The organism is Streptomyces paradoxus (assembly GCF_014202475.1).
Lineage (GTDB): Bacteria > Actinomycetota > Actinomycetes > Streptomycetales > Streptomycetaceae > Streptomyces > Streptomyces paradoxus.
The window spans coordinates 901,222-923,935 of the sequence record NZ_JACHGV010000001.1; the positions used below are offsets into that span (position 1 = coordinate 901,222).

19 protein-coding genes are annotated in these 22,714 nt (G+C 72.0%); 11 read left to right on the forward strand and 8 right to left on the reverse strand.

The genetic code is table 11. From position 1 onward, the window contains the following. Nucleotides 1-61: 61 nt before the first annotated feature. Nucleotides 62-1,846 carry a protein phosphatase 2C domain-containing protein gene (locus HNR57_RS04025; RefSeq protein WP_376772167.1) on the reverse strand — a complete coding sequence of 595 codons (1,785 nt, stop codon included), beginning with the start codon at nt 1,844-1,846 and terminating at the stop codon, nt 62-64. Between HNR57_RS04025 and HNR57_RS40820 the strand changes: the two genes are divergently transcribed. Then, on the forward strand, nt 1,845-2,228 hold the full coding sequence (locus tag HNR57_RS40820) for a hypothetical protein (protein WP_376772170.1): 384 nt from the start codon (nt 1,845-1,847) through the stop codon (nt 2,226-2,228). The two genes, HNR57_RS04025 and HNR57_RS40820, sit on opposite strands and share 2 nt — an antisense overlap. Before the next feature lie 215 nt (nt 2,229-2,443). Continuing rightward, a complete protein-coding gene (locus HNR57_RS04030; protein ID WP_184555886.1) occupies nt 2,444-2,926 on the forward strand; it encodes a DUF456 domain-containing protein in 483 nt (160 codons plus the stop codon). 16 nt (nt 2,927-2,942) lie between these two features. Here HNR57_RS04030 and HNR57_RS04035 read toward each other — a convergent pair whose 3' ends face one another. The 3 genes from HNR57_RS04035 to rsgA all read right to left on the reverse strand — a co-directional run bounded on the left by HNR57_RS04035 (nt 2,943) and on the right by rsgA (nt 6,059). Beyond that, entirely contained in the window at nt 2,943-3,437 is a 495-nt protein-coding gene (locus HNR57_RS04035; protein ID WP_184555889.1) for a methylated-DNA--[protein]-cysteine S-methyltransferase, read from the reverse strand. Next, a complete protein-coding gene (locus tag HNR57_RS04040) occupies nt 3,437-4,846 on the reverse strand; it encodes a DNA-3-methyladenine glycosylase 2 family protein (protein WP_184556613.1) in 1,410 nt (469 codons plus the stop codon). The genes HNR57_RS04035 and HNR57_RS04040 overlap by 1 nt, the downstream gene beginning before the upstream one ends. Nucleotides 4,847-4,937: 91 nt before the next feature. Beyond that, on the reverse strand, nt 4,938-6,059 hold the full coding sequence (rsgA, locus tag HNR57_RS04045; RefSeq protein WP_184555892.1) for a ribosome small subunit-dependent GTPase A: 1,122 nt from the start codon (nt 6,057-6,059) through the stop codon (nt 4,938-4,940). Between the two features lie 330 nt (nt 6,060-6,389). Between rsgA and HNR57_RS04050 the strand changes: the two genes are divergently transcribed. Next, complete coding sequence (locus HNR57_RS04050; RefSeq protein WP_184555894.1) at nt 6,390-6,791, forward strand: DUF4234 domain-containing protein; 402 nt, start codon at nt 6,390-6,392, stop codon at nt 6,789-6,791. 14 nt (nt 6,792-6,805) lie between these two features. Here the strand turns inward: HNR57_RS04050 and HNR57_RS04055 are convergent, their stop codons facing one another. The 3 genes from HNR57_RS04055 to HNR57_RS04065 all read right to left on the reverse strand — a co-directional run bounded on the left by HNR57_RS04055 (nt 6,806) and on the right by HNR57_RS04065 (nt 10,987). After that, nucleotides 6,806-8,296: a cellulose-binding domain-containing protein gene (locus tag HNR57_RS04055; RefSeq protein ID WP_184555897.1), complete on the reverse strand. Its 1,491-nt coding sequence runs from the start codon at nt 8,294-8,296 to the stop codon at nt 6,806-6,808. Between the two features lie 232 nt (nt 8,297-8,528). Beyond that, a complete protein-coding gene (locus HNR57_RS04060) occupies nt 8,529-9,851 on the reverse strand; it encodes a radical SAM protein (protein WP_184555900.1) in 1,323 nt (440 codons plus the stop codon). 128 nt (nt 9,852-9,979) lie between these two features. Further along, entirely contained in the window at nt 9,980-10,987 is a 1,008-nt protein-coding gene (locus HNR57_RS04065; protein WP_184555903.1) for a hydroxyacid dehydrogenase, read from the reverse strand. A gap of 205 nt (nt 10,988-11,192) precedes the next feature. On the opposite strand from HNR57_RS04065, the gene HNR57_RS04070 reads away from it, so the two are divergent. Continuing rightward, nucleotides 11,193-12,455, forward strand: coding sequence for a D-arabinono-1,4-lactone oxidase (locus HNR57_RS04070; RefSeq protein WP_184555906.1), 1,263 nt, complete (start codon nt 11,193-11,195; stop codon nt 12,453-12,455). A gap of 195 nt (nt 12,456-12,650) precedes the next feature. On the opposite strand, the gene HNR57_RS04075 is transcribed toward HNR57_RS04070, so the two are convergent. After that, entirely contained in the window at nt 12,651-13,001 is a 351-nt protein-coding gene (locus tag HNR57_RS04075; protein ID WP_184555909.1) for a helix-turn-helix transcriptional regulator, read from the reverse strand. A 236-nt stretch (nt 13,002-13,237) separates the two neighbouring features. Between HNR57_RS04075 and HNR57_RS04080 the strand changes: the two genes are divergently transcribed. The 7 genes from HNR57_RS04080 to HNR57_RS04110 all read left to right on the forward strand — a co-directional run bounded on the left by HNR57_RS04080 (nt 13,238) and on the right by HNR57_RS04110 (nt 22,714). Beyond that, nucleotides 13,238-13,900 carry an ANTAR domain-containing protein gene (locus HNR57_RS04080; RefSeq protein WP_246554169.1) on the forward strand — a complete coding sequence of 221 codons (663 nt, stop codon included), beginning with the start codon at nt 13,238-13,240 and terminating at the stop codon, nt 13,898-13,900. A gap of 198 nt (nt 13,901-14,098) precedes the next feature. After that, on the forward strand, nt 14,099-15,346 hold the full coding sequence (locus HNR57_RS04085; protein ID WP_184555914.1) for an ROK family transcriptional regulator: 1,248 nt from the start codon (nt 14,099-14,101) through the stop codon (nt 15,344-15,346). 231 nt (nt 15,347-15,577) lie between these two features. Continuing rightward, entirely contained in the window at nt 15,578-16,840 is a 1,263-nt protein-coding gene (locus HNR57_RS04090; RefSeq protein ID WP_184555917.1) for an ABC transporter substrate-binding protein, read from the forward strand. A gap of 20 nt (nt 16,841-16,860) precedes the next feature. After that, the gene (locus tag HNR57_RS04095) at nt 16,861-17,829 is read left to right on the forward strand and encodes a carbohydrate ABC transporter permease (protein WP_184555920.1); all 969 of its coding nucleotides are present in this window, start codon (nt 16,861-16,863) and stop codon (nt 17,827-17,829) included. Then, nucleotides 17,826-18,707, forward strand: coding sequence for a carbohydrate ABC transporter permease (locus HNR57_RS04100; protein ID WP_184555923.1), 882 nt, complete (start codon nt 17,826-17,828; stop codon nt 18,705-18,707). The genes HNR57_RS04095 and HNR57_RS04100 overlap by 4 nt, the downstream gene beginning before the upstream one ends. A gap of 12 nt (nt 18,708-18,719) precedes the next feature. Beyond that, the gene (locus HNR57_RS04105; RefSeq protein WP_184555926.1) at nt 18,720-21,593 is read left to right on the forward strand and encodes a glycoside hydrolase family 2 TIM barrel-domain containing protein; all 2,874 of its coding nucleotides are present in this window, start codon (nt 18,720-18,722) and stop codon (nt 21,591-21,593) included. 125 nt (nt 21,594-21,718) lie between these two features. Then, complete coding sequence (locus tag HNR57_RS04110; protein ID WP_184556616.1) at nt 21,719-22,714, forward strand: ABC transporter ATP-binding protein; 996 nt, start codon at nt 21,719-21,721, stop codon at nt 22,712-22,714.

Consider the following 22,714-nt stretch of genomic DNA (forward strand, 5'->3'; position numbering starts at 1 on the left):
TCGTCTGCCCCTTCGGTCTCCTGGGATCCCTCCGGGTTCCATCAAGTCACACGGGCAGCGCTCACGCCTCCCACACCGCGGCGGCCGTACGGTCGTCTGCATAACCCTTGACCCGTACTTGGGAGTCGGCGAGGAACGCGGCGAGGCCGGGCGGCTCGGGGCGGGACCACCGCTCGGCGAGGTACTCGCCCAGTTCCGGCTCGCCGCGCAGGGGGTCGGCGAGGCCGCCGCTGCACATCAGGAGCGTGTCACCCGGGCGGGCGACGGAGGTCCGGAAGCGGAACGGCTCGCGGGGCGGCTCCGGGGCCGGTTCGTACGGGCTGGGCGGGGTGGGGATGCCCAGGTCCATGGTGAGCCGGTCGCCCTCGGGCGTCTCGGAGGGCGGCGAGCCGAAGCCCAGGACGGGTTCGCCCTTGACTTCGGCGACCTGCGGCTCGATGTCCTGCCACTCGCCCTCCCGCAGCCGGAACAGCCCGCCCGACCCGACTCCGAAGAACACCCGCGTACGGCATTCGGGGTCGGCCGACAGCAGCAGGCAGCGCAGGCTGGCCGCATACTCCCCGGGGTCGACGCCCTGCTCGGAGGCGCTGGCCCGGAGCTTGCCGAGGCTGCGGTCGGTGAGGCGGTGCAGCCCGGACTTCAGGTCGCCGCGGCGGCCGTCCCTTATGTCCTCGACCAGCCGTGCGTGGCTGCGGCCGACGGCCCGCCCGATCCAGTGACAGGCCTCGGCGGCGGCCCGGTGCGCGCCCGGCGTGGCCCGGGCCCCGGTCGCCATCGCGACCAGCAGCAGCGCGTGCTCCCCCGTGCCGAACCGGGCGGTGAGCAGCGCGTCCCTGCGGGGCTCGCCCCGGTACCGCGCGGAGTCCCCCCGCACGGAGACGGCCCGCAACGTGCAGGCCCCGTACCGGGCCCCGTCCAGCACGGTGTCCGCCACGAGGTCGTCGAGATCGTCCGGATCGGCGGCCGGAAGAGCGGTGGGTTCGGCGTCGTACGTGGGCGGCCGGGTGCCGACGTGATCACGGGCGCCGGGTGCGAGCGCGGGGCGCTCGATCCGGGAGCCGGGCCCGTCGGGCGGCGGGTCGGTGACGGGCGTGCCCGACGGCTCGGGCGCCTGATCAGCCCGGCTCGACGGCTCGGTGCCAGGGGCGGGAGGCCGGGGCGGCTGGTCACCCGGGGACGGGGGCGGCCCGGCGGGTCGCGGCGGCACGGGTGGCCGGTCGGCCGGGGCCGGATACGGGGTCCTCCCGGGCCCGCCCGGCTCGGAGGCCGGGGCCGGAGGTGTGGGATTCCCCGGTGAGTCCGCGGCCACGGCCGGCCAGGCCGGAGGGGCCGTGGGGGGCGGGGGAACCGGAGCCGGCCGGGAGCCGGGCACGGCCGGGGCGGGGGGCTGCCCGGGGCTCGCCGGGGGCGTACGAGGGCCGGCCGAGGGCGGAGACACGTCACCGGACCGCTCACCCGAGGGCTTGCTGGGATCGGCCACACAAGGGCGTGCGGCGTCCGAGGGCGCGGGAGGGACGGCTGGGCCTGTCACCGGGGCCGAAGACCTGCCGGGGCCGGCGGCCGACGGACTCGCGACACCCGGGCGCCCGTCCGACGGCGCGGGAGGGACGGCTGGGGGCGTGGGCCCGCCACCTGTCACCGCGCCCGGAGGCCTACCGGGGTCGGCAGCCGACCGGCTCACGACGCCCGGGGGTGCGTCCGAAGGCCCACGCGGGCCGGGTGAGGGCGACGGCTCGCCACTTTGCCCCGCGCCCGCATGCCTGCCGGAGTCGGCGGCCGAGGGGCTCGCGTCCGGCGGCGTACGGGGTCCCGTCGGCGGGGCCGCGTCGCCCGGGTGCCCGGTCATGGGCGTGCGGCCGGGTGGCTGCCCGGTGTGCTCCGGCGGCTTCGCCGCGGTCGGGAAGCTCACGGGGCCGGTGGGCCGGGCCGGCGGCGGCTCCCAGGGGGCTCGCTGCGCGGGCAGGCCGTTCGGGCGGGGTGTCTCCCGTACGTCGTCGGCTCCGGTCCGGGGCGCCGGGACCGTCGGCTCGGCGCCCGAGGGCCGCCCCGCCGGCCGGTCCGGGGAAGCGGTCCGCTTGTCCGCCCCGTCCGCCACCGCTCCCGACGCCGACGCGAACCGGTCGTCCAGGGAGTCGCGTGCCGGTGTGGGGCCCGTGTCGTCGGTGGAGTCGTCGTACAACTCCCTCCACCAGTCGTCCTCGGGACCGGTGGGCCTTCCCCCCTGCTGACTCATGCCCTGATTGTCCACCGCACGAGCCGGATGAAAACGGGGCTTGTGGAAAAAACCGGCCCGTCCCGGGGCGGTGAACGGCACGTCGGGTGAGCCGTAGAACGGTCATGCGAAAACGCGGGCCGGGCGGGCGGCGGGCGGCTGACCTGCGGGTCTGGGCCTCGGACACGCTTCTGACCTGCGCGTTCTCGCGTGTTCCGGCAGGCTGGTCAGATGGGAGTGTGGGACCTCCTGCTGGTCGGGCTGGTCATCCTGCTCGGGCTGTGCGGAGTGCTGCTGCCCGCCATGCCGGGATCGTTGCTGGTGTGGGCCGCGGTCATGTGGTGGGCGCTGAAGGATCCGCAGCCCGTCGCCTGGTGGGTACTGGTCGGGGCCACGGTGCTGCTGCTCGTCTCCCAGGGCGCCCGCTGGGCGCTGCCGCCCCGGCGGCTGCGGATGAACGCCACCACCCTCCGCATGCTGGCCTGCGCCGGAGCCGGCTCCCTGCTCGGATTCGTCCTGGTGCCCGTGCTGGGCGCGATCCCGGGATTCCTGGCCGGTGTCTACCTCTTCGAGCGGGTCCGTCTGGGCCGTCACGCGGACGCGGTCGCCGCCCTGCGCACGGTCATGCGCGCGGGCGGCTCCGGCATCCTGGCCGAACTGTTCACCTGCCAGCTGATCGCGGCGGCCTGGGTGGGCGCGGTCCTCTGGGGCTGAGCCCCCGGGCCGCGTCCTACGCCGGCAGCACACCCTCGTGCGTCAGCAGCCGCACCTTGCGGTCCAGGCCCCCCGCATAGCCGGTCAGCGCGCCGTCCGCCCCGATCACCCGGTGGCACGGACGGACCACCAGCAGCGGATTCGCGCCGATCGCACCGCCGACGGCCCGCACGGCCGCCCGGGGCACCCCGATGCGCGCGGCGATCTCGCCGTAGGTCGTGGTCGAGCCGTAGGGGATGCCGTCCAGCGCGGCCCAGACCTTCTCGCGGAAGGCGGTGCCCTCGGTCCGCCAGGCCAGGCGGAACTCCTTCAGGTCCCCGGCGAAGTAGGCGGCGAGCTGCTCCTCGGCCTCCCGGAAGGGCCCGGGGTCGCGCCGCCAGTCGTCCCGCACCTCTCGTCCGCCCTTCTGGCCGGGCACGGACAGGGAGGTCAGCTCCCCGGTCGGGGCGGCCGTGAGGAGCAGCGGCCCGAGCGGGCCGGTCACACTCGTCCAGTAGGTCGGGCCGGTCATCACAACTCCCACTCCCCTGCCGCGCGCAGGTGGTTCACGGCGTACGAGCGCCAGGGGCGCCAGTGGTCGGGGACGTCATGGCCGGGCGGCGCGACGTCCGGGTCGCCGAGGGCGCGGGTGCGGATCTCGGCCACCGTACGGGCGTCCAGGCCGGGCACGGCACGCAGGGCGTCCTGTGCGTCGTCCCGGTCGGCGCCCGGGTCGAGCCGCACGGCCTGGTCGGCGAGGGCGGCGGTGAGCGCGCCGAGAGTGCCGCCGGGTTCGGCCCCGGCGAGCACGGCCGGCTCGGGGAACAGATGGGTGAGGCTGCCGCAGGGGGCGTCGAGGGCCTTGCCGTAGCGGCGTACGAGCCGTTCCGCCTCGGTGCGCCCGGTCAGGGCGCGCACCGCGAGTTCCTGCGGGTCGGCGGTGCCCGGTGAGCGCAGCCCGGGCCGGGCGCGGACCAGGGGTGCGAGCCGCGGGTCGGCGGCGAGGCGCTCGTCGACGGCGTAGGGGTCGGCGTCGAGGTCGAACAGCCGCCGCAGCCGCTGGACGGCGGTGGTGAGGTCGCGCGGGTCGGTGAGGTGCAGCCGGGCGTCGAGCCAGCCGCCCGGGTGGGCGCCGGACCCGGTCCGGGCGGTGCCCGGGCGCTCGTCGACGGCGACGATGCCGGTGCCGTACGGGAGGCGGAGGGTGCGCCGGTAGGTGCGGGTGCCGGGCGCGCCGCTCATGTCCTCGATGCCGGGCACGGCCTCGCGTTCCAGCAGGTCGAAGACGAATCCGGCCTGGTAGGGGCCGCGGTGGGCGAGCCGGAGCGGGATCCCTGCGTCGGGGGTGGCGGTACGACGGCCCCGGCCGCCCTTGGGCGCGGCGGCGCGCAGCTCGCTCGGGGTCGACGCGTACACCGCCCGGATGGTGTCGTTGAACTGCCGCACGCTGGCGAAGCCGGACGCGAACGCGATCTCGGTGATCGGCAGCTCGGTGGTCTGCACCAGGACGCGTGCGGTGTGGGCCCGCTGGGCCCGGGCGAGGGCGACCGGCCCGGCGCCGAGTTCGGCGGTGAGCTGCCGCTGCACCTGCCGTGCGCTGTAGCCGAGGCGTCCGGCGAGGCCGGCGACGCCTTCCCGGTCGACCACGCCGTCGGCGATCAGCCGCACGGCCCGGCCCACCACGTCCGCGCGGACGTTCCACTCGGCGGAGCCGGGCACGGCATCCGGGCGGCAGCGCCGGCAGGCCCGGAAGCCCGAGCCCTGCGCGGCGGCGGCCGTGGCGAAGAACCGTACGTTGGCCCGCTTCGGGGTGACCGCGGGGCAGCTCGGCCGGCAGTAGATGCCGGTCGTTTCGACGGCGAAGAAGAACACGCCGTCGAAACGGGCGTCGCGGCCGCGTACGGCCTCGTACCTGGTGTCCTCGTCCGTTCCCTGGTCCATCACCCGTCCAGTGTCCGCCGTCGGCCGGGCGGCCGCTGGCGGAAATCGGACACCGCGATCGGACCGGCGGCCGGGCGGCCGGACGGACGGGTCAGGAGCGCCGGTGCGGTCCCCGCTTCGCCTCCATCGCGGCCTTGCCGATCGCCCCCTTCCGCTTCCAGTCCTTGCGGATCTCGGCCCGGAGGCGGGCGTCGGTCTTGGCGACGATGCGCTGGTTCTCCCTCTGGAGCTTGCGGTAGCTCTGCAGCCGCCGCTCCGGGAGCTCACCGGTCTCGATGGCGGCCAGTACCGCGCATCCCGGCTCGGCCTCGTGGGCGCAGTCGTGGAAGCGGCAGCGCTCGGCCAGCTCCGCGATCTCGGAGAACACCTGAGAAACGCCGGTCTCGGCGTCCCACAGGCCGACGCCGCGCAGGCCGGGGGTGTCGATCAGGACACCGCCGCCCGGAAGTGCGAGCAGATTGCGGGTGGTCGTGGTGTGGCGGCCCTTGCCGTCGACGTCCCGGGTGGCCTGGACGTCCATGACGTCCTCGCCGAGCAGCGCGTTGGCGAGGGTCGACTTGCCCGCGCCGGACTGCCCGAGCAGCACGGACGTCCCCCCGCCGACGATCGCGGCGACCACGTCGAGCCCGCCCCCATCCTCGACGCAGCTGACGGGCACGACCGGCACACCGGGGGCGGTCGTCTCCACGTCCTGGACGAGGTACGAGAGGGTCACGGCGTCCGGCACGAGGTCGGCTTTGGTGAGGGCGACGACGGGCTGGGCCCCGGACTCCCAGGCGAGCGCGAGGAAGCGCTCGATGCGGCCGAGGTCCAGCTCGACCCCGAGGGACACGGCGATGACGGCGTGGTCGACGTTGGCCGCGAGGATCTGCCCCTCGGACCGCTGGGAGGACGTGGAGCGGACGAAGGCGGTGCGCCGCGGCAAGTAGGTGCGGACGTAGCGCGGGTTCCCGCCGGGTTCGACGGCGACCCAGTCGCCGGTGCAGACCACGCGCAGGGGGTCGTGCGGGGTGACGAACGCGGTGTCGGCGCGCAGCAGCCCGCCGGTGGTGACGACATCGCACTGCCCGCGGTCGACCCGGACGACCCGGCCGGGCAGCAGCCCTTCGGCCGCGTACGGGGCGAACTCGGCCTCCCAGCCCGCGTCCCAGCCGTACGGCTCGAGCGGATGCGAGGTGGACGAGGACGAACCCGGGAGAGAAGAGAAAGACAAGGGGTGACCCTTCACAAGGGGTGGCCCCGGCACCGCGCTCTAAGGCGCTGAGGGTAGGAGGTCAGCCGGAGGCCACGGAGGTGGACTTGATGAACTTCCGGATGCGGGCAGCGCCCATCTCAGAGACAGCCATCGATCACACCTCCTGCTCGTCACACAGCCGACGGCGGCAGCAACAGGCCGCCGCGCGATTCGCCCCCACCCTAGAGGCGTACGCCCGTCGGGCGCCACGGAATTAAGCCCGCCTCGCGAGGCCGCCGGGGACGCCTTCTCCGCCCGTCGCGCACGTCGTGGCCGGACGTGGTGCACTGGAATCACGGGAGGTGCAGCATGTCAGGTCGCGCAGGCAAGACCCGCAACATCATTCTCGTGTGGCTGATCTGGCCGCTGATCACACTGGGCATCTACCACCTGGTCTGGTACTACAAAGTGAACCGCGAGGCCCGGGAATTCGATTCCCGGATCGAGGTCAACCCGGCACTGGCCGTGCTGGCCGTCACCGTCGGCTGGCTGGTGATCGTTCCGCCCTTCGTGTCGGTCTACAACACCGGTCTGCGCATTGCCCGGATGCAGCAGTCGGCCGGGATGCAGCGGAGCTGCAATCCCTGGATCGGCCTCATCCTCTTCATCGTGGTCGTGTTGTTCCCGCTCTACTACCAGCACGAGCTGAACCAGATCTGGGACCGGTACCGGGGCGTGGAAGAGGGCGAGCGAGTGCCGCTCGCAGCCTGACGGCGGGTGGTTCGTCAGCTCTTCGCGCAGGCGTGGCCGTTCAGCTCGAAGTCGTACGGCGGTGAGTTCTTGCCCCGCCAGGAGGAGATGAAGCCGAAGGCCAGGTCGCCGCCCGCGGGGACCGACTTGTTGTAGTCGGCGGCGGTGGCGGTGACGCGGGAGCCGTCCTGGGAGACGGAGGCGTCCCAGATCTGGCCGACCCGCTGGCCGTCCCGGAAGGACCAGGCGACGCGCCAGGAGTCGAGCGACTCGGCGCTGGTGACGGTGACGGTGGCCTGGAAACCGTCGGGCCACTGGTTGACCAGGTCGTACTCGACCCGGCAGACGGGGTCCGCGCCCTGGCCGGGTTCGGGCCGGGCGGTCGGTGAGGAGGTGCCCTGCGGTTCGGTGTGGCGGTCCCTGCCCTCCGAAGCGCCGGGCTTGGCGGGCGGCTTCGAGTTCCGGGTGGTCCGGTCGGCCGGCTTCGAGGTCGCGGGCGGCAGGGACGGGGCGGACGGCAGGGGCGGCGCGGGGTCGGCCACCGGCTGGCGGTCGGCGCCCCCGGGTGCGCCGAGGTCGTCGCCGGCGCCGCCGAAGGGCATCAGCGAGACGCCGAGGGCCAGCACGGAGACCAGGACAGCGGCGACGAGGAGGCTGTTGCGGGCGACACGCGCCTTCTGCTCCCCGTCCCCCGGTCCTGCGGCGGCTGTGTCCGCGGAGCCGGAGCGGCCGGGGCCGAGCCGCACCTCGGCGGCGCGGCGGCGGCGCTCCAGGTAGGCGAGGCCGCCCCAGCCGATCACGCCGCCGGCCAGTGCCCCGGGCAGGGCTCCGCCGTGCGGGCGCAGGCAGGCGGCGGCCTCGGCGCACTGCACGCAGGTGGCCAGGTGCCGGGAGAGGTCGTCGGGGGTCTCGGCGGCGGAGGAGCGGGTGACGGCGTCCAGCAGCCGGGCGTAGCTGCGGCACCGGGCGTCCATCGGGGTGTCGAGGTGGTTGCGGTGGCAGCGGTCCCGGAACAGGGTGCGCACCTGCTGGAGTTCCTCCGCCGCGCCGGCCGGGTCGAGGCCCAGGCGGCCGGCGACCAGGGGCAGCGGGAGTGCCTCCACCTCGGTGAACCACAGCAGTTCGGCGTCCGCCTGCTGGAGGTCGCGCAGGCCGCGCAGCGCGAGCGGGCGCTGCAGGGGCGGGCCGGTGTAGCGGGCGGCCTTGTCCGAGTTGAGCCACAGGCGCAGGTCGGGGTCGAGTTTGTGGCCCTGCCCCTCCTCCTCCCAGGCCGCGGCGGTGGTGCGTACGGAGGTCAGCAGCAGGGGTATGCGGGGCAGCCGGGCCGGGCGGCGGCCGGTGCCGCGGACCGGGCCGGTGTCGGCGGCGCGGGCCTCGCGTATGCCGTGTGCGAACGCCTCGCGGCCCAGCTGTGCGGCGGCCGTGGAACCGGACGTGCACAGATCCGCGTACGCGAGGACCGCGTCCCAGCACTCGGAGAACAGCGCGGCCTCGGAGGCGTCCTGAGGGGTCGGCAGGTCGGGCATGAGTCTCCTGCGTGGACAGGCGAGGTCAACTCACCACATCGGCATTGGAGTTGGGGGGAACCTCGCGGCAGTGCAAGAGCTTTTCACGCCCCCACACAACTGACAAGCGCCCTGTTCAGATATCAGGACAGGGCGGCCGCACCCCCATGGCTCCGGCCTCGGAGTGTCATACGGGTGCGGCCGCCCTGTGACTCGACGTCCTGTCGTCCCGGGCGACGACGTCATCGAACTGTTATGAGACGGCGGTCGGTTCGTCGGCCGGCAGGCTGTCCATGAAGGAGCTGACGGAGAAGACCGCGTTGCCGGCGCCGGGCGGGCCGTAGCCGGGGGGCGAGGAGAGGCCGAAGTCCTCCATGGTCTGCCGGTACGCCTGGAGCAGGCGGATGTGGTACTCCAGCGGCGCGCCCTGCGGGTTGGCCTTGCCGAGCGGCGTCGTGGGCTCCGGGCACCAGGTGGTGAAGCGGGGCGTGATGCCGTGCGACATGAAGAAGCGCAGGCCCTCGGTGGTGGACGCGATGGCCTCGTCGACGGTCGTGAAACCGGAGGGCGCCGCCATCTCCACGCCGGCCACGAAGTTGGGGATGACGTTGCGGGCGCCGAAGATCTCGGCCGAGTCGAGGATGCGCTTGTGCCATTCGTCGCGGCCGACGTACCGCTCCTTGCCCGGGCAGTACAGCTCGAACAGGCGGCGGTCCCACACCTCGTAGTTGGGGTGGTAGATCTGCACGCCGTAGTCCTTGAAGCGCTGCACGTCGTCCTTGGGCAGCGCCTGCGCGACGACCTTGCCGATCCAGCGGCCCGGGAAGTGCTCCTCGATGGCCTTGGCGTACATGCCGTAGAAGTCGGCCTCGTCGCGGCCCTGGAGCTTGGAGGTGATGGCGCCGCCGGTGAGCGTGTACGCGGTCGACGCCTTCGCGGTGTCGTACCGGTTGATGATCTCCAGCGCCTCCAGGACCTCGTCGACGTCCTTCACGCCCGTGTACGGCCGCCCGGCCGCCTTGTGCTGGCGCCAGTTGTGGTTGATGTCGCAGTACTGGCACTCCTCCTTGGCGCCGAAGTACTGGCAGACCCGGAAGACGGTCAGGTAGATCAGGTAGCCCCACTGGATGGTCGGGGCGACCTCCATGACCGACTTCCCGTTGGCCAGGGTGTGCCGGTAGTACTCGGGCATCGGCGGCACGCCGACGTCGGAGATCCGCTTGCCGTCGAGGTAGAGGCCGAGCACGCCGTCCTCGTTCGCCGCGACGCGGTAGGGCGAGGACGGGTTCACCCGCACCGAGACGACCGTGCGGCGCAGGTCGTATGGGCCGCCGGTGAGGATGATCTCCTCCGGCGGGCGGCGCAGCGCGGCCTCGCCCAGTTCGGGCAGGGTGCCGTGGTCGAAGGAGAAGATGAAGTACGACTTCGGCTTGACCTCGCCGCCCTCGTTGTCGCTGAGCGCGGACGGGTCGAAGGCGACGCCGCCGCGGAGCAGGTCCTCCTTGAAGACGGCCTCCCGCGGCACGTGCGGGAACCGCTCCATCAGATCCTCGACCAGCGCGGTACGGCTGCCCATCCCGACTCTCCTCCCGGTTCGGACGTACGACTCCTCACGGTATGCCCATCGGTGTACGCGGCCGGTACCGGGTCCCCCCGAGCCGACGGAATGCCCCGTTCGGGATGGTTTTCGGCAGAGGCCGCGGGTCAGGCTTCGCGTTCCAGCGCCGCCCAGTCGACCGCGTACGCCGGCTCCCCCCCGGCCAGCAGCCGTTCCGCCTCCTCGGCGACCGTCAGGCCGAGCCGGGCCAGCTCGTTGCCCTGGGAGCCGGCGAGGTGCGGGGTGACGAAGGCGCCGGGCAGGTCGTAGAGGGGCGAGTCGGCGGGGAGCGGCTCCGGGTCGGTGACGTCGAGGATCGCGGTCAGGCGTCCGGCGCGCAGCTCCGCCACGAGGGCGTCGTGGTCGACCAGGGCGCCGCGCGCGGTGTTGATCAGCACCGCCCCGTCGGGCATCAGGGCCAGCTCACGGCGGCCGATCATGCGGTGGGTCTCGGGCGTCTCGGGGGCGTGCACGGTGACGATGCCGGACGTGCGCAGCAGCTCGTCCAGGGGCAGCAGGGGAATGCCGAGCGCCGCGGCCTGCCGTTCGTCGACGTACGGGTCGCTGAGGACGGGCCGCAGGTCGAAGGGGCGGAGCAGTTCGAGGACGCGGCGGCCGATGCGGGAGGCGCCGATGACGCCGACCCGGCGGCCGTAGTTGCCGATGCCGGGGATGACGCCCCAGCCGGCGCAGGCGCGGGTGGTGCGCATCCGGTCGCGGGCGGAGAGGACGTCCTTCCCGGCGAGCAGGATCATGGCGAGGGTGTACTCGGCGACCGGCAGCGCGTTGGCGACGGCCGCCGAGGAGACGGCGATGCCGCGCTCCCGGAGGGCGGGTGTGGCGAAGGACTTCACGGAGCCGGCCGAATGCAGCACCGCCCGCAGCCGGGGCGCGGCGTCGAGGACCGCCTCGTCGAGCCGGGGGCACCCCCAGCCGGTCACCAGGATCTCGGCCCGGGCCAGCGTGCCGAGGACCCGCCGGTCCGTGAAGTCCTCGGCCACGAGGCCCGGCTCGATGTCCACGGACCCGCGCAGCCGCGCCAGCACGTCGGGGGGGAAGACCTGCGGCACGTTCTCGGCGGCCATGGCGAACAGTGCCTGGGGGCGCTGGCTCAAGGAGGTGACCTTCCGGCTCGGCGGACACGGGAGAAAGCGGACGGGGTGGAAAGCGGACGCGGTGGAAAGCGGATGGGGTAGAAACCGCTCTCTACGATGGCCCACGGTAGGCCGAGCCGGACGGCGACGGCAATGGACACGGGGCCGGGGTAGGTTCCGGCCGGGGGCTGCCCGGTCCCCGCCGCCTCGGGGAAGGACGACGTGGATGAACGGGACCGTGACCAACTGGGCGGGCAACATCACCTACGCGGCCAAGGAACTGCACCGGCCCGGCTCGCTCGCCGCGCTGCGCACGATCGTCGGGGACAGCGACCGGGTGCGGGTGCTGGGCAGCGGGCACTCGTTCAACGAGATCGCCGAACCGGGCCCCGCGGGCGTCCTGTTGTCGCTGGCCGGCCTGCCCCCGGAGGTGGACGTCGACACGGCGGCCCGGACGGTCCGGGTCGGCGGCGGTGTGCGCTACGCGGAACTGGCCCGCCGGGTGCACGGGCAGGGGCTCGCGCTGCACAACATGGCGTCCCTGCCGCACATCTCGGTGGCCGGGTCGGTCGCGACCGGCACCCATGGCTCGGGGGTGCTCAACGGGCCGCTCTCGGTGTCCGTGCGCGAGGTGGAGCTGGTCACGGCCGACGGTTCGGCGGTGACCATAGGCCGGGACGAGGAGCGGTTCGGCGGGGCCGTCACGTCACTCGGCGCGCTCGGGGTCGTCACCGCGCTCACCCTGGACCTGGAGCCGGCCTACGAGGTCGAGCAGTACGTGTTCACTGAATTGCCGCTGGAGGGCCTGGACTCCGGTGTGTTCGAGACGGTGATGGCGACGGGCTACAGCGTCAGCCTGTTCACCGACTGGCGGGAGCCGGGCTTCCGCCAGGTGTGGCTCAAGCGGCGCACCGACCAGCCGCTGCCCGCGTTCCCCTGGGCCGCTCCCGCCACGGAGAAGATGCACCCGGTGCCGGGCATGCCCGCGGTCAACTGCACCGAGCAGTTCGGTGTGCCGGGGCCGTGGCACCAGCGGCTGCCGCACTTCCGGGCGGAGTTCGTCCCGAGCAGCGGGGCGGAGCTGCAGTCGGAGTACCTGCTGCCGCGCGGGCACGCCGTGGAGATGCTGCACGCGCTGGACGCGATCCGGGAGACCGTCGCCCCGGTCCTGCAGACCTGCGAGGTGCGCACGGTCGCCGGTGACGACCAGTGGCTGAGCCCCGCCTACGGGCGCGACACCGTCGCGGCGCACTTCACCTGGGTCGAGGACACGGATGCGGTTCTGCCGGCGGTGCGGCTGGTCGAGACGGCACTGGCCCCCTTCGGCGCCCGGCCGCACTGGGGAAAGGTATCCACCCTGCCCGCCTCGGCCCTGTCCGGGCTGTACCCGAGGCTCGGCGACTTCCGGGCGCTGACGCGGGAGCTGGATCCTCGGGGGAAGTTCACCAACGCCTTTGTGCGGGGTGTACTGGCGGAGGCGGCCGGGTGACCGTCCGGGGGCGGCGACGCCCCGTCGGCCGGGCAGGCGCGTGACCCTCCGGGCAGGCGGTAGCTCGCAAGGCGGTGACTGGCGGGCGATCCTCCCGCCAGGCCGTCGGGAGGCGGTGACGTGCGGGCCGCCCCCGGTGAGGCCGTGGGGAGGGCGTCCGGGCCGGCACGCAGGGTGCCGGGCGAAGGGTGTCGGTCAGGTCGCCGCGTGGGGGCGGCCGCCGGTGGCGGAGGTCGTGACGCGGGCGGCCTCGTCCTGGACGAGCAGGGACATCAGGGACGCCACGGTCAGGCCCGCCTCGGCCGGGTGGCGCAGCACCTTGCCGGGGTCGATCCGGTACGTGTTGCTGCGCCCCTCCCGGGTGTGGGAGAGGTATCCGTCCTGCTCAAGGTCGGCGATGATCTTCTGCACGGCTCGCTCGGTGAGCCGGCAGTGGGCCGCGATGTCGCGGATACGAGCGTTGTGATCGTCGGCAATGGCGGCCAGCACGCGGGCATGGTTGGTGAGGAACGTCCATCCGCTGTGTGGCTCGGGCACTCCATCCATGCGCCCACTCTAGCGACCGAACATTCATGCACCCAAAAACACGTACTTGGTTTCATGTATCGATTGACGTGTATGGGGTAGAGGGGCAACGCTGGAAGCGGAGGCAAGGCGAAAGAGCAAGGGAGAACAGGGCCATGCCGGAGCCTGCGTACTCTGCGGTGCCCCACCCGCGGGAGGGCGCCGTACCCACGGCGGGCGACAGTGCGCCGGCGGCGGTCCCGCCCTGCATGGCGACCATGGACGTCGTTCCGGACGGCGACCGCATGACCGTGTCGATGTGGGGTGAACTCGACCTGGGCAGCAGGAGGTTGCTGCCCGAGCTGTACGACATGCTCACACTGTCGGGCGGCGGCGTCGACCTGCGTCTGGACGCCGTCGGGTTCTGCGACTGCTCCGGCCTCAGCACCCTGCTCGATCTGCACACCCGCGCGGTCGACGAGGGCAAGACGGTCACCATCTCGTCCTGCGGGCTCGCGGTCGAGCGTCTTCTCGACCTGACCGGCACCCGGGAGCTGTTCACGGCCCCCGCCCGGCCGGAGCGCCCCGCGCCCCCGGCCCGGCCCGACACCGGCCCAACGGAGGAGAGCAGCCAGGACCTCCGCGCCGAAGTCGCCCAGCTGCGCCGCGCCATGCAGACCCGCCCCACCATCGACCTGGCCCGCGGCATCCTGATGGCCTCCTTCAACCTGACCCCCGAGGCGGCCTGGAGCGTGCTGGTCAGGACGTCCCAGAACACCAACACCAAGCTGCACCACCTGGCCCAGGACCTGGTGGGCACCGTCCGCGGCAGCACACTGCCCCAGCAGGTGCAACAGCAGCTTTCCGCCGCGGTCGCCGGTGCGAGCCGCCCGGACGAGGCCGCGGCCTGCCCGGCAGGCGCCGTCGAGGACCGGGACTGAGACACCGGGCACCGGCGCCACCGGTCTGAGGCATCATGGGCAGGCCATGCCCGGCCACCCCGCTCCTCCCCGGGCGCGCACTTTATAAAGCCCCTTTCCAAACCCCTTGTCGAAAGTCCCGGCAGCCCATAGCCTTGCGCCGCGCCGGTGCCGACGTCGACCCGGCCCGGCCGGTCTGGGAAGGAATGGGGCACCCCGGTGAAGCGCACATCACGTGACATCCGCACCGCGAACCGCTACGAGGTGCTGCGCCAGATCATCGCGGAGTCACCCACCTCCCGGCAGGAACTGGCAGCGGCGACGGGCCTCAGCCTCGCCACGGTCGCCACCCTCGTCGGCGAACTGCTCGACCTCCGCATGATCACCGAGGTCGGCTTCGAGGACTCGGCGGGCGGGCGTCCCCGGGGCCTGGTCGCGGTCAACTCCTCGGGGGGCGCGCTGATCGGCGTCGACATCGCCGAGACGTACGTCCATGTCGAGCTGTTCGACCTCGGGCTGAACGTGCTGGCCCGCGCCGAGGAGGACGTCCGGCCCAGCGAGAGCCTGCCCGAGCAGGTGGTGGGCCACGTGGCCACCGCCGTCGGCTCGGTGGTGACACAGGCCGGCATCGAGGGCGCCCGGGTGCTCGGCGTCGGCGTGAGCGTGCCGGGACAGGTGGACCGCGCGACCGGCATCTCGGAGTACGCGCCCAACTGGGACTGGCACGACGTACCGCTCCTCGACCTGCTCACCGAGCACATCGCCTACCCGCTCTACCTGGACAACCCGCTGCGCGCCAGCGCGGTCGCCGAGCTGTGGTTCGGGGCGGCGCGCGGACGCGGGAACGCCGTGGTGGTCAACCTCGGGACCGGCGTGGGAGCCGGGCTCGTCCTGGGCGGCGGGCTGCACCGGGGCGTCAGCAACAGCGCCGGCGAGTGGGGCCACACCACGATGGTGCTGGACGGGCGCCTGTGCCGCTGCGGCAACCACGGCTGCGTGGAGACGTACGTGGGGGCGCGCGGCATCATGCTGAACCTGCGGGAGATCGGCCCCGACAGCGAGCTGCTGCACGCGGACGACCAGACGGCGACCATCGACGCCCTGGCCCGCGGAGTCGCGTCAAACGACCCGGTGGCACGCCGGGCCGTCCACGAGACCGCCCGCTATCTGGGCGCCGGTGTCGCGGACCTGGTGAACCTGTTCAACCCCGAGATCGTCGTGCTGAGCAGCTGGGTCGCCCGCACCCTGGGCGAACCGCTGCTGCACGAAGTGCGCGAGGCCGTGACCCGGCACGCGCTGCCGCGGCCGCTGGCCGCCACCGAGATCGTCCTCTCCCCGATCCCCACCGATTCGGTGTGCCTGGGCGCGGCGACGTTCGCGCTGGAGGGCGCGCTCCAGACCGTCGGGCAGAAGAACGGCAAACGCACCGCACCCGTGAGGAGCCGCACCACCGCCCCACCGTCGTAGCGATCTCGCGACGGCGGAACCAACTCCTCCGCACCCCCCGCCTGTTCGAAATCGCGAACCGGACACAACGCTTCGTACAGACTTCGTCCAACCCCTTGCCGAAGCCTTAGCCGAAGCTCTAGCGTCCCGCACCGCACCTCTCTTTGAGCCATCTGGCGCGAGCCCCCGGGCCGTGAGCCATCAGGCAGTGAGCCGCAGAGCCGCAGCCGCACTCGAGACAAGGACGTCAGCATGTCGGCATCGAGCAACATGAACTGGGACCGCCGGAACGTACTGCGGGCCGCGATGGGCCTGGCCGCCGCGGGCGGGCTGGCCGCGTGCGGCAGCAACACCGGGCGCAGTGGCGGCGGGTCGGGTGACACCCTCGTCCAGTACTTCCACGCCTACGGTGAGGCCGGCGTCGAGCAGGCCGTCAAGCGGTACGCGAAGGCGTACAAGGACGCCAACGTCACCACGCAGTGGATCACCGGTTCCAACTTCGAGCAGAAGCTGTTCGCCGCGCTGCTCACCAAGAACGCGCCGGACGTCTTCGAGTTCCACCCGCAGATCCAGCTCATCAAGAGCGGTCAGGTGGCCGACCTGACCGACATCATCGAGCCGGTCAAGGACGACTTCAACCAGGCCGACATCAAGTCGCACACGGTCGACGGCAAGATATACGGCGTCCGGATGATCGACGACCCGCAGTTCTTCTTCTACCGTCCCTCGATGTTCGAGAAGGCGGGGGTCGAGGTGCCGAAGACCCTCGAGGAGCTGATCGAGGCCGCCGCGAAGCTCAAGACCAGCAAGGTCAAGGGCGCCTACCTCGGCAACGACCTCACGCCCGTGCAGCACAACCTGATCTGGTCCGCCGGTGCCGACACCCTCACCGCGGACAACAAGCCCGCCTTCAACACCGACGCCGTCGCCGACGGCCTCAAGCAGCTGCGCGGCCTGTTCACCAGCGGCGACCTCCTGCTCGGCGCCCCCGCCGACTGGTGGGACCCGTCGGCCTTCACGCAGGGCCTGACGGCGATGCAGTGGTGCGGCATGTGGGCCATGCCGGTCATGCAGAAGGCGCTCGGCGACGACATCGGCATCTTCCCCTTCCCGAAGGTCGGTTCCGCCGGCAAGGAGTCCGTCTACAACGGCGGCTGGTCGATGTTCGTCAACGCCAAGGGCAAGAACGTCGAGGCGGCCAAGGAGTACGTCAAGTGGCTGTGGATCGACCAGAAGAAGCACCAGGAGGACTTCGCCACCTCCTACGGCTTCCACATCCCGCCGCGCACCTCCCTCGCGCAGTCCGCCACCAAGCTCAAGTCCGGTCTGCCGGCCGAGGGCGTGAAGCTCTTCAACGAGTTCGGCCACTTCGACAACATCGGCTGGACCCAGGCGATGATCGCCGCGATCAACGATGTCATGGCGAACTCCGTCCGCAAGAACGGCGACCCCAAGGCCCAGCTCGCCGCCGCTGAGAAGAAGGTCAACACCGAGCTCAAGAAGCTCTTCGGATAGACCGCCGGACGGATCTCGACATGTCGACCACCACCACACGCGGGGTCGCCAAGAACCCCGCCCCGGCCAAGGTCTCCAAGGACCGGCCGCGGCGGGGCCTCAGGGCGAACAGCACCTTCAACTTCTGGCTCTTCACCGGGCCCTTCCTCATCGGCCTGGTGATCTTCGTCTTCGTGCCCATCGGCTGGAGCGTCTGGCTCAGCTTCTTCGAGGCACGCTTCACCGTCACACCCAGCCAGTTCGTCGGCTTCGAAAACTACGCGGCGATCCTGCAGGACGAGGATTTCCGGAACTCCCTCGTCACGTTCACCGTGTTCGCCGCATTCATCGTGCCCGCCACCTGGGCCCTCTCGCTGGGCCTGGCGCTGCTGGTCAACCGGTTGCGGTTCATGCGGGCGTTCGCCCGGTCGGTGTTCTTCCTTCCGACCGCCGTCAGCTATGTCGCCGCCTCGCTGATCTGGAAGATGTCCATCTTCAACGGCGTCCGTTTCGGCCTCGCCAACACCGTTCTCAGCTGGTTCGGCGTCGAGAACATCGCCTGGCTGTCCAGCCCCGATCCGCCCTGGTACTGGCTGGTCATCGTGACCGTCCGCCTGTGGCTCCAGTCGGGCTTCTACATGATCCTCTTCATCGCGGCGCTGCAGAACATCCCGCGGGAGCTGTACGAGGCAGCCTCCCTCGACGGCGCCAAGCCGGGCTGGCAGACCTTCCGGCACATCACACTGCCCCAGCTGCGGGCGACCTCGACCGCGGTGATCCTGCTCCTGCTCGTCGCCGCCTACCAGGCCTTCGACGAGTTCTTCAACCTGCTGCCCAAGGCCACGTGGGGCCAGCCGCCGCTGGTGGAGCTCTACAAGATGGCCCTCGGCGAGAACCAGAACTACGGCGCGGGCAGCGCGGGCGCGGTCGTCCTGACCCTGCTCATCTGCGCCGTGACCCTGCTCCAGGGCAAGATCATGGGCTTCGGAAGGGGTGAGGAGTCCAAGTGACCATCACAGCACCCGACATCGACAAGGCCGCGAAGCCGGTCAAGGTCAAGCGCGGCGGAGTCATCGGGAACACCGGTCTGTACATCGCGACCGGCGTCGCCACCGTCCTGTTCCTGATCCCCTTCTACCTGATCGTCCGCAACGCCTTGATGACGGACCCGGAGATCACGGGCGAGGAGTGGAAGTGGTTCCCCACCTCCATCCAGTGGGGCAACATCACCGAACCCTTCGACGACGTCACCGTCGACTTCGCCCGGTCCCTGTGGAACTCCGTCGTCGTCGCCGTCCTGCACACCGCCGGCATCCTGCTGATCTGCTCGATGGCCGGGTACGGCCTCGCCCGCATCCCGTACAGGCACGCCAACAAGGTGTTCTACGCCGTCCTGGCCACCCTGATGGTTCCCACGGCCGTCACCTTCGTGCCGAGCTTCGTTCTGGTCTCGTCCCTCGGCTGGGTGGACAGTTACCGGGGTCTCATCATCCCGGGCCTCTTCAGTGGTTTCACGTGCTTCCTGTTCCGGCAGTACTTCCTGGGGTTCCCGAAGGAGCTCGAGGAGGCGGCGCGGGTGGACGGGCTCGGCTACTGGGGCGCGTACTGGCGGGTCGTCGTGCCGAACTCGCTGAACTTCTTCGCGGCCATCGCCACGATCACCTTCATCAACGGCTGGAACGCCTTCCTGTGGCCGCTGGTCATCGGACAGGATCCGAGTGCCTGGACAGTCCAAGTGGCGCTGTCGTCGTATATGACGAACCAGACCGTCAACTACCACCTGATCTTCATGGCCACCGCCATCTCGATCCTGCCCCTGATCTTCGTCTTCCTCTTCCTCCAGCGCTGGCTGGTGCAGGGGATCGCACAGACCGGCATCAAGGGCTGAGCTAGGAGACCGATGTCTTTCCGCACGACCCCATCCGTCGACTACGTCGAGGACGTCTCCCCGGGCAGCGGTGCCCTGCCGCCCCGTGCCTGGTACGCGTCCTCGGACGCGCGGTCCCTGTCGCTGAACGGCAGCTGGCGCTTCCGGCTGTCCGCCACGGCCGGCGCCGAGGACGACTCGTTCGCCGAGGAGGGCTACGACGCCGGGAACTGGGCCGAGGTCACGGTCCCCGGGCACTGGGTCCTCCAGGGCGACGGGGCGTTCGGCTCCCCGATCTACACCAACCACCTCTACCCCTTCCCGGTGGACCCGCCGCACGTCCCGACGGAGAACCCGACCGGTGACCACCTGCGCGTCTTCGACCTGCCGTCCGACTGGCCGTCGGACGGCGGGGCGGTGCTGCGCTTCGACGGTGTCGAGTCCTGCGCCCGCGTCTGGCTGAACGGCACCGAGCTCGGCGAGTTCAAGGGCTCCCGGCTGGCGCACGAGTTCGCGGTCGGCGAGCTGCTGAAGCCGGGCGGCAACGTGCTCGCGGTGCGCGTGCACCAGTGGTCGTCGGGGTCGTACCTGGAGGACCAGGACCAGTGGTGGCTGCCGGGCATCTTCCGTGACGTGACGCTGCTGCACCGCCCGGCGGCCGGCGTCGCCGACTTCTTCGTGCACGCCTCCTACGACCACACCACCGGCGAGGGCACCCTGCGCGTCGACTCCGACGCCGGCGGGCGGGTGCTCGTCCCGGCCCTGGACATCGATGTCGCGACCGGCGAGCCGGTGACGGTCACGGTCGAGCCGTGGACCGCCGAGACGCCGAAGCTCTACGACGGTGTGCTGGCCACGGACGGGGAGCGGGTGCCGCTGCGGATCGGTTTCCGTACGGTCGTCCTGGAGGACGGGCTCGTCAAGGTCAACGGCGCGGCCGTCCTCTTCAAGGGCGTCAACCGGCACGAGTGGCACCCCGAGCGTGGCCGCGCCCTCGACCTGGAGACCATGCGCGAGGACGTGCTGCTGATGAAGCGGCACAACCTCAACGCCGTGCGCACCTCGCACTACCCGCCGCACCCGGCCTTCCTGGACCTGTGCGACGAGTACGGCCTGTGGGTCATCGACGAGTGCGACCTGGAGACCCACGGCTTCACCGAGCAGGACTGGCGGGACAACCCGGTCGACGACGACCGCTGGACCCCCGCCCTGCTGGACCGCGCGGCCCGCATGGTCGAGCGGGACAAGAACCACCCGTCGATCGTGTTCTGGTCGCTGGGCAACGAGGCCGGCACCGGCCGCGGCCTGACCGCCATGGCCGAGTGGATCCACGACCGCGACCCCGAGCGGCTGGTGCACTACGAGGGCGACTGGAACTGCCGCGACACGGACGTGTACTCGCGGATGTACGCCTTCCACGACGAGGTCGAGAAGATCGGGCAGCAGCTCGACGGCGGCACCCACAAGCGCCGCGAACTGCCGTTCATCCAGTGCGAGTACGCGCACGCCATGGGCAACGGCCCCGGCGGGCTCGCCGACTACCAGGAGCTGTTCGAGAAGTACGACCGGCTGCAGGGCGGGTTCGTCTGGGAGTGGATCGACCACGGCGTCAAGCACGCCGAGCTGGGTTACGCCTACGGCGGTGACTTCGGCGAGGAGCTGCACGACGGCAACTTCGTGTGCGACGGGCTGGTCTTCCCGGACCGGACGCCGTCGCCGGGCCTGATCGAGTACAAGAAGGTCATCGAGCCGGTCCACATCGAGGGCGACGGCGCGAACGGTGCCGTGCGGGTCACCAACAAGCAGGACTTCGCGGACCTGTCGGCGCTGGCCTTCGAGTGGTCGTGCCAGGTGGACGGCGAGACGGTCGAGTCGGGTTCGCTCGCGGTGCCGGCGCTCGCGCCGGGCGAGAGCGCCGAGGTCAAGCTGCCGGAGCCGCCCGTGGACGGCCGGGGCGGCGAACGGCAGTGGACGGTACGGGCGCTGCTCGCGGACGACACGTCCTGGGCCCCGAAGGGCCACGTCGTGGCCTGGGGCCAGTTCGCGGCGGGGGCACGGCCGCTGCCGTCCTTCCCCGCGACCGACCGGCCCGTGGCCGAGGACGGCCGGATCACGCTGGGCCCGGCCGGGTTCGACGCCCGCACCGGCGCGCTGCTCTCGATCGGCGGGGTGGAGGTCGGCGCGACGCCGCGGCTGGACGTGTGGCGGGCGCCGACCGACAACGACGACGGGGCCGAGTGGCAGACGGACACCCGCTACGGGATGCTGTGGCGCACGCTCGGCCTGCACCGGATGCGGCACCGCCTGGTCTCGGTCGAGGCGGGCGACGACGCGCTGACGGTGCGGACCCGGGTGGCACCCGCCGCCCGCGAGGTGGGCCTGGACACGGTGTACCGCTGGACGTCCGACGGCGAGCGGCTGCGGCTCACCGTGTCCGTGACCCCGGAGGGCGACTGGACGGTGCCGCTGCCCCGGCTCGGCGTCCGTTTCGGGCTGCCGGAGGCGGACCGGGTGGAGTGGTTCGGCGGCGGTCCCGGCGAGGCGTACCCGGACACCAGGACGGCGTCCATGGTCGGCCGCTGGCAGTCGACGGTGGACCGGCTGCAGACGCCGTACGTCCGCCCGCAGGAGAACGGCGCCCGCGCCGACGTCCGGTGGGTGGAGCTCGGCGGTCTGAGGATCGAGGGCGATCCGGAGTTCTGGTTCACGGCGCGGCGCTGGACGACCGAGCAGCTCGACGCCGCCCGGCACCGGACGGACCTCGCGGCCGGCGACACGGTGTGGGTCAACCTCGACCACGGGCTGCACGGCATCGGCTCGCAGTCCTGCGGCCCGGGTCCGCTGCCGCAGTACTTCCTGAAGGCGGAGCCGGCGGAGTTCTCGTTCGTGTTCTCGACCACCAGGTAAGAAACTGATTAATCGATTGACCGATTGATCGACATTCCGAGAGTGTCGGGGTGTCATCAGCGGCCGGTCGGCCCTCGTGCCGACCGGCCGCTGCTGTGTTCACCGCAAGGGAGTTGGTGGGTCAGTTGAGTGTCGCCATCGAGGTCCGCGGGCTGTCCCGTACCTTCCACACCACCGTCCGCCGGCCCGGCTTCACGGGTGCCGTCCGGTCCCTGGTCAACCCCGAGCGGGTGGCCAAGCACGCCGTCTCCGACATCACCTTCGACGTGGCCGCGGGCGAACTCCTCGCCCTGCTCGGGCCGAACGGCGCCGGCAAGTCCACCACCATCAAGATCCTCACCGGCATCCTCACGCCCACGTCCGGCGAGGCCCGGGTCGCGGGCGTGGTGCCGTACCGGGAGCGGGAGCGCAACGCCCGCAACGTCGGCGCCGTGTTCGGGCAGCGCACCCAGCTGTGGTGGGACCTGCCGGTGCGCGAGTCGTTCGCGATCCTGCGGGACATCTACGAGGTGCCGAAGGCCGAACACGCCGCCCGGCTGAAGGAGTTCGACGACATCCTGGAGCTGTCGTCCTTCTGGGACACCCGGGTCCGTCACCTCTCCCTCGGCCAGCGGGTGCGCAGCGACCTGGCCGCCGCCCTGCTGCACGACCCGCCGGTCGTGTTCCTCGACGAGCCGACCATCGGCATGGACGTGGTGGTGAAGGAGCAGGTGCGGGAGTTCCTGCGGCACCAGGTGGAGCAGCGCGGCCGTACGGTGCTGCTGACCACGCACGACATGACGGAGGTCGAGCGGCTCGCCGAGCGGGTCGTGCTGGTCAACCACGGCCGGCTGATGCTGGACGGCTCGCTCGACGAGATCCGCCGGAAGTTCGGCTCGACGTGGCAGGTGCGGGCCACCCTGGCCGATCCGCACGCCGAGGTCGTCCCTCCGCCGGGCACCGCGCTGCTGCGGCACGCGGGCGCGCAGGTCGTGTTCGGTCCCGCCGGGCCCGCCGCGCTCACCGTCCAGCAGGCGCTGAAAGCGGTGATCGAGCGGTTCGAGGTGACGGACATCGCCCTGGACGAAGCGGACCTCGAGGACGTGATGCGGGCCGCGTACGCGCATGCCGGGGAGATCTGA

Excerpts from the sequence above, each read along its gene's own strand:
- HNR57_RS04080 (WP_246554169.1), top strand. The coding sequence starts at position 13,238 with ATGGACGTCGTTCCGGACGGCGACCGCATGACCGTGTCGATGTGGGGT.
- HNR57_RS04035 (WP_184555889.1), bottom strand. The coding sequence starts at position 3,437 with ATGACCGGCCCGACCTACTGGACGAGTGTGACCGGCCCGCTCGGGCCG.
- HNR57_RS04030 (WP_184555886.1), top strand. The coding sequence starts at position 2,444 with ATGGGAGTGTGGGACCTCCTGCTGGTCGGGCTGGTCATCCTGCTCGGG.
- HNR57_RS04055 (WP_184555897.1), bottom strand. The coding sequence starts at position 8,296 with ATGCCCGACCTGCCGACCCCTCAGGACGCCTCCGAGGCCGCGCTGTTC.
- HNR57_RS04060 (WP_184555900.1), bottom strand. The coding sequence starts at position 9,851 with ATGGGCAGCCGTACCGCGCTGGTCGAGGATCTGATGGAGCGGTTCCCG.
- HNR57_RS04050 (WP_184555894.1), top strand. The coding sequence starts at position 6,390 with ATGTCAGGTCGCGCAGGCAAGACCCGCAACATCATTCTCGTGTGGCTG.
- HNR57_RS04095 (WP_184555920.1), top strand. The coding sequence starts at position 16,861 with ATGTCGACCACCACCACACGCGGGGTCGCCAAGAACCCCGCCCCGGCC.
- HNR57_RS04090 (WP_184555917.1), top strand. The coding sequence starts at position 15,578 with ATGTCGGCATCGAGCAACATGAACTGGGACCGCCGGAACGTACTGCGG.
- HNR57_RS04070 (WP_184555906.1), top strand. The coding sequence starts at position 11,193 with ATGAACGGGACCGTGACCAACTGGGCGGGCAACATCACCTACGCGGCC.
- HNR57_RS40820 (WP_376772170.1), top strand. The coding sequence starts at position 1,845 with ATGGGCGTGCGGCCGGGTGGCTGCCCGGTGTGCTCCGGCGGCTTCGCC.
- HNR57_RS04040 (WP_184556613.1), bottom strand. The coding sequence starts at position 4,846 with ATGGACCAGGGAACGGACGAGGACACCAGGTACGAGGCCGTACGCGGC.
- HNR57_RS04025 (WP_376772167.1), bottom strand. The coding sequence starts at position 1,846 with ATGACCGGGCACCCGGGCGACGCGGCCCCGCCGACGGGACCCCGTACG.
- HNR57_RS04105 (WP_184555926.1), top strand. The coding sequence starts at position 18,720 with ATGTCTTTCCGCACGACCCCATCCGTCGACTACGTCGAGGACGTCTCC.
- HNR57_RS04075 (WP_184555909.1), bottom strand. The coding sequence starts at position 13,001 with ATGGATGGAGTGCCCGAGCCACACAGCGGATGGACGTTCCTCACCAAC.